This is a genomic window from Lacticaseibacillus thailandensis DSM 22698 = JCM 13996 (genome assembly GCF_001436135.1).
Lineage (GTDB): Bacteria > Bacillota > Bacilli > Lactobacillales > Lactobacillaceae > Lacticaseibacillus > Lacticaseibacillus thailandensis.
This window is the reverse complement of the sequence record NZ_AYZK01000003.1, coordinates 117,838-130,371: the sequence shown is the minus strand read 5'-3', so window position 1 is coordinate 130,371 and position 12,534 is coordinate 117,838. Positions and strand designations below refer to the sequence as shown.

9 protein-coding genes, 1 tRNA gene and 1 pseudogene are annotated in these 12,534 nt (G+C 54.6%); 4 read left to right on the top strand and 7 right to left on the bottom strand.

Annotation, left to right across the window (positions count from 1 at the left end; translation table 11 throughout):
* Positions 1-137: 137 nt before the first annotated feature.
* Positions 138-1,558 (bottom strand): annotated as a pseudogene (locus FD19_RS05910) (nicotinate phosphoribosyltransferase).
* A gap of 153 nt (positions 1,559-1,711) precedes the next feature.
* Between FD19_RS05910 and FD19_RS05905 the strand changes: the two are divergent.
* The gene (locus FD19_RS05905) at positions 1,712-2,218 is read left to right on the top strand and encodes a transcription repressor NadR (RefSeq protein WP_056969351.1); all 507 of its coding nucleotides are present in this window, start codon (positions 1,712-1,714) and stop codon (positions 2,216-2,218) included.
* Positions 2,219-2,675: 457 nt separating this feature from the next.
* Here the strand turns inward: FD19_RS05905 and FD19_RS05900 are convergent, their stop codons facing one another.
* From FD19_RS05900 to FD19_RS05880, 5 genes are all read right to left on the bottom strand, one after another.
* Complete coding sequence (locus FD19_RS05900; RefSeq protein WP_054750377.1) at positions 2,676-3,356, bottom strand: EAL domain-containing protein; 681 nt, start codon at positions 3,354-3,356, stop codon at positions 2,676-2,678.
* Positions 3,357-3,720: 364 nt separating this feature from the next.
* Complete coding sequence (locus FD19_RS05895) at positions 3,721-5,040, bottom strand: MATE family efflux transporter (RefSeq protein WP_054750375.1); 1,320 nt, start codon at positions 5,038-5,040, stop codon at positions 3,721-3,723.
* A gap of 673 nt (positions 5,041-5,713) precedes the next feature.
* Positions 5,714-5,786 (bottom strand) — tRNA-Lys (locus FD19_RS05890).
* A 190-nt stretch (positions 5,787-5,976) separates the two neighbouring features.
* A complete protein-coding gene (locus FD19_RS05885) occupies positions 5,977-7,011 on the bottom strand; it encodes a branched-chain amino acid aminotransferase (RefSeq protein ID WP_054750373.1) in 1,035 nt (344 codons plus the stop codon).
* A 245-nt stretch (positions 7,012-7,256) separates the two neighbouring features.
* Positions 7,257-8,183, bottom strand: coding sequence for a ribose-phosphate diphosphokinase (locus FD19_RS05880; protein WP_054750371.1), 927 nt, complete (start codon positions 8,181-8,183; stop codon positions 7,257-7,259).
* A 122-nt stretch (positions 8,184-8,305) separates the two neighbouring features.
* Here FD19_RS05880 and FD19_RS05875 point away from each other — a divergent pair, with 122 nt between their 5' ends.
* The 3 genes from FD19_RS05875 (at position 8,306) to FD19_RS05865 (ending at position 10,542) form a co-directional block, all read left to right on the top strand.
* Positions 8,306-9,241 (top strand): alpha/beta hydrolase, encoded by a 936-nt coding sequence (locus FD19_RS05875; RefSeq protein WP_056969350.1) that lies wholly within the window; start codon positions 8,306-8,308, stop codon positions 9,239-9,241.
* A gap of 41 nt (positions 9,242-9,282) precedes the next feature.
* Positions 9,283-10,032 (top strand): CPBP family intramembrane glutamic endopeptidase, encoded by a 750-nt coding sequence (locus tag FD19_RS05870; RefSeq protein ID WP_054750369.1) that lies wholly within the window; start codon positions 9,283-9,285, stop codon positions 10,030-10,032.
* Positions 10,033-10,278: 246 nt separating this feature from the next.
* The gene (locus FD19_RS05865; protein WP_056969349.1) at positions 10,279-10,542 is read left to right on the top strand and encodes a hypothetical protein; all 264 of its coding nucleotides are present in this window, start codon (positions 10,279-10,281) and stop codon (positions 10,540-10,542) included.
* A gap of 86 nt (positions 10,543-10,628) precedes the next feature.
* Here FD19_RS05865 and mnmG read toward each other — a convergent pair whose 3' ends face one another.
* Positions 10,629-12,530: a tRNA uridine-5-carboxymethylaminomethyl(34) synthesis enzyme MnmG gene (gene mnmG / locus FD19_RS05860; protein ID WP_056969348.1), complete on the bottom strand. Its 1,902-nt coding sequence runs from the start codon at positions 12,528-12,530 to the stop codon at positions 10,629-10,631.
* Between the last annotated feature and the right edge of the window lie 4 nt (positions 12,531-12,534).

Here is a 12,534-nt window from a genome sequence, read left to right as displayed (position 1 = left end):
TGTCACCCAGCACTATCTGGATGACGGCCGCTTTTTTTGGTTATCGGCACCAAGTGACACTACACCGCGTTCCACGTGAAACGTCCCCTTGCTGCTAGGCAATATTGTGCCTGGTAGCCACCCATCAGGGGTGACCGTTAGTTACCCCGTAACTCCCGGAGCAGCCCCGCCTGGAGCTGGGCCAACTGCGGCGCCAAGTACACGTGGTAAGTGTCTGGGTTCACCAACCGCAAGACCGGGGCCGGCAACTCCCGTAACCACGTTTGACTCCGGTGCTGAATCGCAAAGACATCATCCACGCTAGCCGCGGAGGTCACGGACTGCAGCAACGGGCGCGCCTCATAGTCGGTTAACGTGACCTCTTTGTGCGTACTTAACGGGTCACTATTGACCGCCGTCAGCGGCTGACCGGCCACCGCCTCGTCAGCCAAGGCGATAACGTCCGCAAAGGCGGTGTGGGCACCAGGCCGGTACAGGCGGTACACCTGCTTACGGCCCGGCAACGTAACTTTGGCCTTGCTGGCACTCAGTTTCATCTTCGGCACCACTTGACCGTCCTGCTCGATAGCCGCCAGCTTGTACACCCCGCTGAGGACGGGGGCTGACGAACTGGTAATCAGCTCTTCACCCACCCCAAAATTATCAATGGGGGCGCTCTCCTGGAGCAACGACGTGATGATCTGCTCGTTCAGCGCGTTGGACGCGGTGATCTTAGCCTCGGGGAACCCGGCGGCATCGAGCATTGCCCGTGCGGCTTTGGCAAGGGCCGTAATGTCGCCCGAGTCAATGCGGATTCCGACCGGCTGGTGACCGGCCGCCGCCAACTCCTTAAAGACCGTGATGGCGTGCGGGACCCCAGAGCCCAAAACATCATACGTGTCCACCAGCAACGCGCTGTTGTCCGGATACATCCGGGCCCAGGCCCGGAACGCGTCCAGCTCACTGTTGAATGACTCCACCCAACTGTGGGCCATCGTCCCCGCCGCGGGGATGCCAAACATCTTGGCGGCCAGAACGTTAGACGTGCTTCCACAGCCGCCGATCACGGCTGCGCGCGTCCCGTATACGGCACTATCCGGACCCTGCGCCCGCCGCGCCCCAAACTCCATAACGGGCCGGCCAGCTGCCGCAAAATTAATTCGCCGCGATTTAGTTGCAATCAACGACTGATGATTTAGTATATTTAGTATTAGGGTCTCAAGCATTTGCGCCTGCGCGATGGGACCAGTAACGGTCATGAGCGGCTCCCGTGGAAAGACCGGTAGCCCCTCCGGCACCGCCTGCACCGTGCAATCCAGCTTGATGGTTCTGAGCATGGTTAAAAACCGCTCATTATACAAGTCCAGCGAGCGCAGGTAAGCCAAGTCATCCTCGTCGAAATGAAAGTTATTCAGCGCCTGCACCACCTGCTGGAGCCCCGCAGCCACCACGAAGCTCCCCTGGTCTGGGACCTGGCGAAAGAATACGTCAAAGGTAGCGCGGGTGGGCGGCAACTCGGCTCAAAACCGTTGGCCATCGAGTACTCGTATAGATCCGTTAGTAAAGTTAAATTCCGCATGTTTCCATCCTTTTCCGGGGTGTTAAGGTGTCTTGACACCCCGCGCCATTGTTCGTAATTGTACCACTAATCACCGTCTGTGGTGACCCACACAGATACATAACGTTCAGGCTATTCAAGCAGTAATACTGCCAACACACGGAGGAACTCATCATGAACAAAACCGATCGCCGCACCTTTATCCAGGGGCTCATTAGCAACGCGAGTGCACCCATCAGCGCCACCCAAATCGCCCGGCGCCTGAATGTCAGCCGGCAAACGATCGTCGGCGACGTCGCCTTACTACGCGCACGGGGTGAAGACATCATCGCCACCCCCGCGGGTTACCAATACAACCACGTTAACGCGAACGAGGCGCTGATCGTTTGCCGCCACCTCCCCGCGGATACGGCGGACGAGATGCAACGCATCATCGACAAGGGTGGTATCATTCGTGACGTGATCGTTGACCACCCGCTTTACGGGGTGTTGCGCGGTGAACTTAACATTAGCACGCCAGGCGACATCAAACTCTTTGTCGCCAAGATGGCCGCGCAAAAGGGACACCTGCTATCGGAACTGACTAGCGGCGTGCACTCGCACACCATTTTGTACCAGGATCAGCCCCAGCTTGACGCCATCCGCGCCTCACTGCGAGCCGCGGGGTACTTATACGAATAACACCCAGAAGGAGGCACCCGCGTGGTGGGTACCCCCTTTGCATGACCCCCAGTTCCCCATCGCGGATACCAAGCAGCGGCCGCGTAGAAAAATGGCGGCGTTTTCCCCAAAAGCAGCATAGGACCTATTGCAAAATAGGCGCCGCCATCCGCGCTAAACCCCACCCCACCGGCATTGATGTATAGAAAGCAAAATAGGCACCACCAGAACCATCGCAGTGCATCAACGCTGCTACCCAAAATGGCGCCTATGAAAAAATATGTCCTATGCCGTTAACGCTTTTTTGGCCACAGCGGTTTGTGCGTCGCAACGCACCCCTTCACATTGCGGGGGCGGCGCGGCCATCCTTCAGTAAAACAAAGCAGGCGCGAGCAGGAATTTTCAAATTTCTGCTCGCGCCTACTTGATTATATGCTGAATGAATAATGGTTGTGCTTTACTCGCCGGGACCAGATCCTTACCGCGGATCGCTAGCTGCGAGCCGCAACAAGTGCGGACGCCCATAATAGTAACCCTGCCGGTACTCAATACCCATGCGGTCGGCCACCTGGTCATCGTGTCGGTCCTCAATACCTTCCAGCACAAAGCGGAGGTGGTTTTGATGGGCCACACTCGTCCAGAACGAAATCCGCCGCGGCACGATTGGGTTCGCAAACCCCTGATCAAAGTTCTGAATGGCAAACTTGATCTCATCGACAAACGGTAAGAGCGGTACTGACGTCACCTCGGTATTCTCACCACAGTCGACGTCATCCAAGCTAATTTCAATCCCGCGCGCGTATAACTGTTGGAAGGCCGCGCGGACCGCCCCCATCGGGACAACGGGGTCGGACCGGTCTTCCGTTATCTCGACGACGATTCGCAAGGGCCGCACCCGGTTCTGCACGGCGATGACGGCCGCAGTCACTTCCGGTTTGACCAACTGTACGCGGTTCAGGTTCACTGCGACGTACTTCATCTTGAGTGACAACCGGTCCGCAACTTTGAGTAACTCGTCGGCAATGATCGCGGTTGGCAGTTTGGTAAAATCCGCCGGTGGCCGCCAGCCATTTTCAGTATATTGCTTCATAAACAACTCATAACCAGTCACTGCTGCGTTAAATTTATCAATTTGTGGCTGTACAAAGTAACGATACATCGAGTAGCCCCCTGTCGCCTCCACGTAGGGCGGGTGCCACCAGGGGCAAGCACCGTGATACGTGCGATTACCTTAATTTTAGCGACCTTACAGGTGATAGTAAACGCTACCACAATAAATAATGGTAATTATTGGTAATAAGTCACCTATTTTTCACTAAATTGGCGGCACAGGCGCGCTACTGCGATGTAAGTGGTACGTTCAATGAGAAAATATAGGCGTTCATAACGTAAACGTACGGGGCGCCCCAAAAGTCGCGGTGGGTGCTGGCCAGCACCGCCGTTTCCTGACCAAAATACCCTGCGGTGACCGTAATTCGGCGTCACAACGTTGACAACTGGTGTTTACAGAAAGTGGATCCCCGCTACGCCAAAATCTTGCTGCGCCGGTACAATACGAGCCCAACCAGGAAGGTCAGCACGTCAGCGGCCGCCTGGGCCCAAATTACTCCGTTGAAGCCCATCAGGCGCGGCAACACCAACATGACGACGGCAAAGATGACCCCTTGCCGCGAAATGGACATAACCAACGCCCCCAGAGACTGCCCGGTTGACTGGAACACCGTCGTGAACACCAGAATCGCCCCGACGAACGGTGTCGTGAGTAGCAGTGCCCGCAACATTTGGCTACCCATGGTCACGATTGCTGGCTGGTTCATGAATAATCGCAAGACGGGCCGCGCCGCCAGCATCAAGACCACCGCGCACACGACGGCGTAGACCACTTCAACTTTGAAATCATAGTGCAAAATGGCCCGGAGCCGTTCGCGATTGTGCGCACCATAGTTATACCCCACGAGCGGCTGGGCGCCAAAGGCAAAGCCGACCATGATCAGCATCACGATCATGTAGACCTTCTGCGCGATGCCCATCGCCGCCACTGCGTTCGCCCCGTATGGCGCTAGGTGCTGGTTCAGCAGCATCGTGCCGAAACTTTGCATGAAGTTGGTCAACGATGCAGGAATCCCAATGGCGATGACCTCCCAGAGTGCCGTGCGGTCAATGTGTGCGGCCCGTACACTTAAACTGAGGTAGTGGGACTTGGTGGCCATGAACCACACTAGTAACCCCGTGTTCAATACGTAACCAATAACGTTGGCCAACCCAACACCGCCGGCCCCCCAGTGCAGCACAAACAGGAAGATCGGGTCCAGGATGATGGTAAAGATGGTGCCCGCCATCGTCGCTATCATCGATTGCCGGGCCATCCCCTCCGTCCGGATGATGTTCCCGGGCACGAGGGACACGATGATGAAGGCCGCACCACCGACCAGCATCTGGTAGAAGGCCCCCGCGTACGGACGCGTGGCTGCCGTGGCCCCAAGTAGCGTCAAGATGGGCCGCTCAAAGCCGAGCATGAGGGCGGTCACTACCAGGCTCAGACCGATAGCCGCGTAGAAGCAAAAGCTACTAACGCGGCGCACCTCGGCGTAGCTATGTTTGCCCATGAGCCGCGAGAGTAACGCGCTCCCGCCGAGGCCAAAGATGTCACCCAGGGCCAACATGAACGAAAATAACGGCGCTCCCAGCGCCACGCCCGCCACCAGGTCGGCGTTGCCCGTTTTGGCAATGAAGAAGGTATCAGCGAGGTTGTACACCATGCTGGCAACCATCCCCACCACGACTGGGAGTGCCAGTTGCATGTAAACTTTGGGTACCGGTGCTTTTTCAAATAGTTCGTCCACTCTATGTAAACCTCCGTTTCGTCGTGACAGCATCATACGCTACGCGTCGCAATACTCCTAACATACAACAACATCGCCATTGACGTAACCATAAAAGAACTCCTCTGCGTCTGCCGAGGAGTCAACAACCTCCCGCCACAATGGCAATTTAATCCGTCAATCGATCTTGTAGCCTTTGGATAAACCGTTCCGCAATGGGAAAAAACGTCTGGTATTTTTCCATATAATGTACATTTTCGTGCTCAACCGTGGCCGTAACGGTCGGAATACTAAGTCACTACCAGCACTGGGGGATAATGAGCCCCTCGAATGTGAGTAATACGCCTAACCCATTACGGACAAATATCGTTATAAAAAAGATTAGTCGTACCACACTGAACTCAATGATGGTGGTATTAACCGCACCTTAAGTCCGTTTGATAAGCTTGAATCATTCTTCAACCAATACCTTAGGTAACTACCGAGTAAATCATAATATTCACCAAAGCCACTAAAAAGCACCGACCAAACAGATGGCTAACAGCCGCGTGGTCGGTGCTTTCTGTCTTGGGGGAGTGATTTGCCCCCAATTCCTGGATCAATTGGCGGCCCAGAATGATTACGCTGGTTTCTGTAATAAAAAAGTGTTGGTAGCTACTTACGCAACTACCAACACTAACTACTGGAAATATGCTGGGCGGTCAGGGGATCGAACCCTGGACACCCGGATTAAGAGTCCGGTGCTCTGCCAGCTGAGCTAACCGCCCATGGAACTTGTCGTGACGTTCACGACTTAAATATATTATCACTAATATGTAGACCCGGCAAGGGTGACACGCATTTTTATACGGAAAAGGGTAACAAAAATGCGCTCCCTCAGCGGAAGCGCACTGCACATACTCGTTCAAATATCGCCAACCACGTGACCTGACACACTTGGGGGTCAGCCAATAACTTTTACTTCAACGGCACGTCCACAACCCAGCCATCAGGACCCTTTTCGTCGCCAAACTGGATGGCGGTCAACCGGTTGTACAACTTGGTCGTGTACGGCCCCACTTCGGTTTCGGAGTAGAACACGTGCTTGTGACCATGGTGCGTAATGGAACCCACTGGCGAGATGACCGCCGCCGTCCCCATCGCGCCGGCTTCACTGAACTTGTCGAGGTCGTAAATACTGATAGTCGTCTGTTCGGGAATCAGCCCAAACTCCTTAGAAAGTTCCAGGAGGGAGAACTTGGTAATGGATGGCAAAATGGAAGGTGACTTCGGCGTCTGGAAGCGACCGTCCTTGGTGATGCCAAAGAAGTTGGCCCCACCTAGTTCCTCAATGTTTTCGTGTAACCTGGGATCCAAGTAGACGGCATCCGAGTAGCCACCTTTGTGGGCAATATCGCCAGGGAGCAGACTGGAGCCGTAGTTGCCGGCAACTTTGGCCGCACCAGTCCCACCGTGGGCTGCCCGATCATAGTCACTCGTCACGTAGGAAGTTGGCGTCAGACCACCTGGATAGTAGGCCCCGACTGGGGTAGCAAAGATTTCAAAGGTGTAAGCATCAGCCGGGTGCACCCCAACCATTGGTGTCGTCCCAAAGTAGAAGGGACGCAGGTACAACGTGGCACCCGTACCGTAGGGTGGCACAAAGTCCTGGTTGGCCTTGACGACCTGCTTAACGGCGTCCAGGAACATCTCTTCGGGCACGTGTGGCATCTTCAGCCGGTCAGCTGACGTGTTAATCCGCTTAGCGTTCATATCCGGGCGGAAGACGTTCACACCTCCGTCTTTGCGGCGGTAGGCCTTCAAACCTTCAAAGACTTCCTGACCGTAATGGAAGGCCTGGGCGGCTTCACTCACCTGCAAGTATGAGTCTTCTTCCAACCCACCCTGGGACCACTTGCCGTCCTTGTAGTAAGCGCGGTAACGGTACGGTAGGTCATGATAACCAAAACCTAGTTTGCTCCAATCAAAATCTGATGGTTGTGCTTTTGCCATGAGTATTCCCCCTATTGTGTGCACGTGGTGCCATAACGGCCACGACGGTATCGGCAACCGACCCGAATCATTCGGATCCGCAAATCAATTAACTATAGTTGTACCACATTTTTTGAGAATATGATTAGATTATTGTAATTATTAACCAGTTCGTCCCCCAGTAGGGCGTCTGGCTGCGCCAAGATGCAAATAGGCCACCACGATGACGTCCCGTGGCGGCCTACTGATTATTATTCTTGTTACTACTAATCAAACAGTGGATGGATCGATTCGTTCTTACTAATCAGGGTAATGGCCCGACCAATCAAGTCACCCACGGAAATGATGACCATGTTGTCGAGGCGATCCTCTTCGGGAATATCAATCGTATCCGTTACCACGATCTTCTTCAACCCAAGCTTGGACAACCGTTCACTGGCGCCAGCGGACAGCACCGCATGGGTCGCACAAGCGTAAATGTCGGTGACCCCGTGCTCCCGCAAAGCCTCAACGGATTCTACGATGCGCTGTCCCGTGTCGATCATGTCGTCCACGATGATGGCGGTCTTGCCCTCCACATCACCGATAACACCGATGTTCTCGTCACCAGGACGGCTATCAACGATTGCCAGCGGGGCGTCGAGGTGTTCCGCTAACTTCCGTGCCAGCTTAGTCCCAGAGTGATCCGGGGCGATAGCCACCACGTTGTCGTTAATACCATGGTCAATGAAGTAGTTGGCCAACAAACCGAGCGCATTCAGGTGGTCCACGGGAATATCAAAGAAACCCTGAACCTGATCTGCATGGAGGTCGACGGCAATCACCCGGGCGGATCCGTCCATTTCCAGCATGTTGGCTACCAGTTTGGCCGTAATGGGCTCACGGGAGCGGGCCTTCCGGTCGGCACGGGCGTAACCATAGTAAGGAATGACCACGTTGATCTGGTGCGCACTAGCCCGCCGGAGTGCATCAATCATAATCAGCAGTGCCATCAAGTTTTCGTTAACCGGATCCGACACGGACTGAATGACGTACACATCAGCGCCCCGGACACTTTCTTCCAGGTCAATTTGAATTTCGCCATCCGCAAAGTGCTTGACGCTCGCGTTTGACAACGGTACGCCGACTGACTGGGAAATCTTTTCAGCAAGCGGTTCGTTGCTGTTCAACGCAAACAATTTCAGTTTTGACATATTTCCTCCGCTAATCCACTCTTATTATCACAACAATTATACACGACTGGTGCACGCGTCACCACCGCCCGTTAAGGTATAATGTGCTTATTAGTAATCGTCACGGAAAGGATGGCATAACGATGAAGACTCGTACCATTGTGGGACTGAGTGTGCCCCTAATTGCGACTGGTGCCTTGGCAGCAACCGCCGAGAAGTTTTACCAGTTCGCCTTCAAGCGCATCGACTACATTCCTAACGCCGGCGCCACCATGCTCAAGTATGCGCCAGACTATTACACCGACGTCAACTGGGTCAAAATGCGGCCCGACCTCGCCGTGTGGCACCAGGAAGCGCCCGATGGTGAACGCCTGAGTGCCCTGTGGGTTCCGTGTCGAGGCAGTCACAAAGCCGTGGTGATTGGCCATGGCTACAAGGGCACTGGTATCACCATGAGTAATTATGCGCGTATGTTCCACCGGATGGGCTTCAACGTCTTGATGCCGGACGACCGGGGCCACGGCGGCTCGGGCAGTAACTACATCAGTTTTGGCTGGCTCGACCGCCTGGACTACCTCCGCTGGATCGACCAGATTGTTGCCCATCTGGGCAGCGAGGTAGCCATCCTCTTGTTCGGTACGAGCATGGGTGGCGCCACGGTCAGTCTCGTGAGCGGCGAAAAGCACCTGCAGTCGCAGGTCAAAGCCGTGGTGGAAGACTGCGGGTATTCCAGTCTGGACGGCGAATTCACCTACGTACTCAAACACGTCTTTCACCTTCCCCGGCGGCCCATTGTTCCGTTGGCGAGCCTGATCAACTACCGCCGCCTTGGCTACTTCTTTAAGGCGGTCGACGTGGCGGGGGCGCTCAGCCGCAGTAAACTGCCACTGCTAGTGATTCACGGTCAGGAAGACACCTACGTGCCCACGTTTATGGGTCGCGAAAACTTTGCGGCCGCGGGTGGGCCCAAAGACCTGTGGCTGGTCCCCGGTGCCGCGCACGCAGAGAGTTACTGGGTGGATCCGAACCAATATCAAAATCACATCGCCAGTTTTCTTGACACTTATTTTCGCTACTAGCATTTCCCGGGAAATAACGCCCGGTACTAAGGAGGCACTACATGCAAACCGCTGAATTCCGCTGGTCGTGGCGTTGGCTCGTCCGGCAAACTCTGTCTGTGCTCCTGATGGCAGTCTGCACCATTGGCCTCTTCTTTTATCAAGTTCCCATCGTCATAGTGACGCGCTGGCTGCGCGCCGCGGTCGGTCCCATTACTGAACTCCAGCTGCTACACCAATACGATTGGTGGCTCGCCCTCATCACCATTACCGCAGCCCTGATACAGTTCGGCGTACTCATGTGGCTATACCGGCGGCAATTACGTCGGGCTAACCCCCTTGGCATTCACCGTCGTCGCTTTCGGATTGAAAGTTTATTCTTCTTGGTGACCATGTACGCCGTGATCATTGGGGCTAACCTGGGCTACAACCACTTTAGCCACTTTACCCAGGCACACAACCAACAGTTGATTACGTCCAGCTTTAATTACATGCCATTAACCTACTTTGTCATGATTGCACTGTTGGCACCGTTCCTCGAGGAGCTCACCTTCCGCGGCATTTTCATGAACCTGTTCTGGCGGCGTAATAACCGGTTAAATAACATTATGGCGTGTGTAACGAGTGCCCTGTTGTTTGCGTTCATGCACGAACAGCACCTGTCCCTTGCCTACCTGTTATACTTTTCACTTGGTCTGGTATTAGCCGCTACCTACCGGTACCATCATGACCTCCGTTATTCGATTGGCCTACACATGTTTAACAATGGTATCCCGGCCATTGCCATGCTTGTGCAGACCTTCGTCCATTAGTGGTTAGGCAACGTTACCGGTAAATATACATTGTGCTGAATAAGCCCGGCACACCAGGCTTGTGAAATACAGCCGCACGCGTAATCCCAGCCATGCCAATGGCTGCAGCAATCATCATTATTGTGTTGCACAAGCATAAGTGGACTTTTATTTGTAATATTTATGGCCCTAATTCTCTGCTATAATTTGCAGTGCGCATTAATCAGCGTCACCTATCCCGGGATGGGTGACCAATGGAGGGGTCTCATGATTGAACAAACAACTTTAACGAACCGTATTGCCATCAATGATAGTACTTTTATCACAATCTCTCCGAAAAAAACATACAATCTGGAAGTGTGGGAGTACGCAGACGACGGTACCAAGCTGCACCGGATGGGCCGAATGGATTACAAATTCCGCAGGGATACGTTTGCAGGTTTTCTCTACCGTCTGTTCCCGGACATTGATTTCATTCAGATTCACGCCTTACAAAAGCAGATCAATCCTTTCTTTGACTTTGAAGTGTAATTATTTCCCGGGAAATAATTAGCAGTGCACCAGCCAAGGAACGAAAAAAGCTCACCATCAACCGATGGTGAGCTTTTTGTTTGACCCTAGGCGTTGACCCGCTGGCCCTGTTCAATAAATACAGCTAAGATGGCAAGATCTGCCGGGTTCACCCCACTGATTCGGCCCGCTTGGGCGAGCGTAGTGGGCTCAATCTTACTCAACTTTTGCCGGGCTTCCGTGGCCAGGCCGGAAATCTGGTCGTAGTCTACCCAGGCCGGAATCTTCTTGGCTTCCTGACGGCGTAACTTAGCAATCCGCTGCTCGTCCTTCCGGATGTAACCCTGGTACTTTTCCTGAATCTCAACCTGTTCCAGCACCTGGTGATCCAAATCGGGCACGTCAATTAATTGCCGTAAAACGTCGTAATCGACCTCAGGCCGCCGTAAGAACTCAGCAGCGGTGACGCTGTCCTTCAGCGGGGCATCACCATGAGCCGTCAGCCACGGGTTAGCCACGGCTGGCTTAATGCGCACCTTGTTAATCCGTTCACGTTCGGCGTTGATGGCATCGCGCTTAGCACAGAAGCGTGCGTAATCCGCGTCGCTGACCAGTCCCAACGAGTGGCCCTTGTCCGTTAACCGTAAGTCCGCGTTATCATGCCGCAAAATCAGACGGTATTCCGCCCGGCTCGTCAGCAAGCGGTACGGCTCGTTAGTCCCCTTGGTGACCAAATCGTCGATCATGACGCCAATATAGGCCTCATCACGCCCCAGAATGAACGGATCGCGACCCTGAACGCGCAACGCAGCGTTGATACCAGCGATCAGGCCCTGCCCAGCGGCTTCTTCATACCCGCTCGTCCCGTTCATCTGTCCGGCAGTAAAGAGGTTCTGCACCCGCTTGGTTTCCAGGTTGGCCCGCAGTTGCCACGGCTCGATGATGTCGTACTCAATCGCGTAACCCGGCCGCATCAAACGGGCATTCTGGAGTCCCGCCACGCTGTGGAGCATCTGCAACTGAATCTCTTCGGGCATGGACGTAGAAAAGTCGCCGACATAGTACTCATCCGTGTCCCGACCTTCTGGCTCGAGGAACAGTTGGTGCCGCGGTTTATCCGCAAAACGGACCACCTTGTCCTCAATCGACGGGCAGTAGCGCGGACCGACGCCTTCAATGACACCAGAAAACATCGGAGCACGGTCCAAGTTATCACGAATAATTTTGTGAGTCGTACTGTTGGTGTAGGTCATCCAGCAGGACAGCTGGTCCTTCAGGTACACCGAATCCGGGGTACTAAAGCTAAAGTGGTGCGGCTCCTTGTCGCCCGGCTGCTCTTCGGTCTGGTCAAAGTCGATGGTGTTGCCATCCACACGCGGCGGCGTCCCGGTCTTGAAACGGCGAAGCTTGAAACCCAGTTTCTCCAGGTTCTCGGACAGGTGGATGCTTGGTAGGGAATTATTGGGACCACTACTGTACATTAACTCACCAATGATGATCTTGCCCCGGGAACTCGTGCCGGCCGTCAGCACCACAGCCTGGGCGTGGTAACGCGCGCCGGTGGCGGTCACGATGCCCTTGCAAACGCCGTCTTCGACGATCAGCTTTTCCGCCAATCCCTGACGTAATGTCAGGTGTGGTGTCTGTTCAATCGTATGCTTCATGGTGCGGTGATAAGCGGCTTTGTCCGCCTGCGCGCGCAAGGCCCGCACGGCCGGGCCCTTGCCCGTGTTGAGCATCCGCATCTGTACGTAGGTTTGGTCAATGTTGCGCCCCATTTGACCACCGAGGGCATCAATTTCGCGCACCACGACCCCTTTGGCGGGTCCCCCGACGGACGGGTTGCACGGCATAAACGCCAGCATGTCCAAATTAAGGGTCACGAGTAACGTTTCTTGCCCCATCCGGGCGGCGGCTAGCGCAGCTTCACAGCCGGCATGGCCTGCACCCACTACGATCACATCATACGTAGCCGCATCGAATTCTTTTACTGCCTTTGGTTCTGTCACAATC

Bases quoted from the DNA above. Each gene is read 5' to 3' on its own strand.
- FD19_RS05905 (WP_056969351.1), top strand. From the start codon at position 1,712: ATGAACAAAACCGATCGCCGCACCTTTATCCAGGGGCTCATTAGCAAC.
- FD19_RS05900 (WP_054750377.1), bottom strand. From the start codon at position 3,356: ATGTATCGTTACTTTGTACAGCCACAAATTGATAAATTTAACGCAGCA.
- FD19_RS05885 (WP_054750373.1), bottom strand. From the start codon at position 7,011: ATGGCAAAAGCACAACCATCAGATTTTGATTGGAGCAAACTAGGTTTT.
- FD19_RS05880 (WP_054750371.1), bottom strand. From the start codon at position 8,183: ATGTCAAAACTGAAATTGTTTGCGTTGAACAGCAACGAACCGCTTGCT.
- FD19_RS05875 (WP_056969350.1), top strand. From the start codon at position 8,306: ATGAAGACTCGTACCATTGTGGGACTGAGTGTGCCCCTAATTGCGACT.
- FD19_RS05870 (WP_054750369.1), top strand. From the start codon at position 9,283: ATGCAAACCGCTGAATTCCGCTGGTCGTGGCGTTGGCTCGTCCGGCAA.
- FD19_RS05865 (WP_056969349.1), top strand. From the start codon at position 10,279: ATGATTGAACAAACAACTTTAACGAACCGTATTGCCATCAATGATAGT.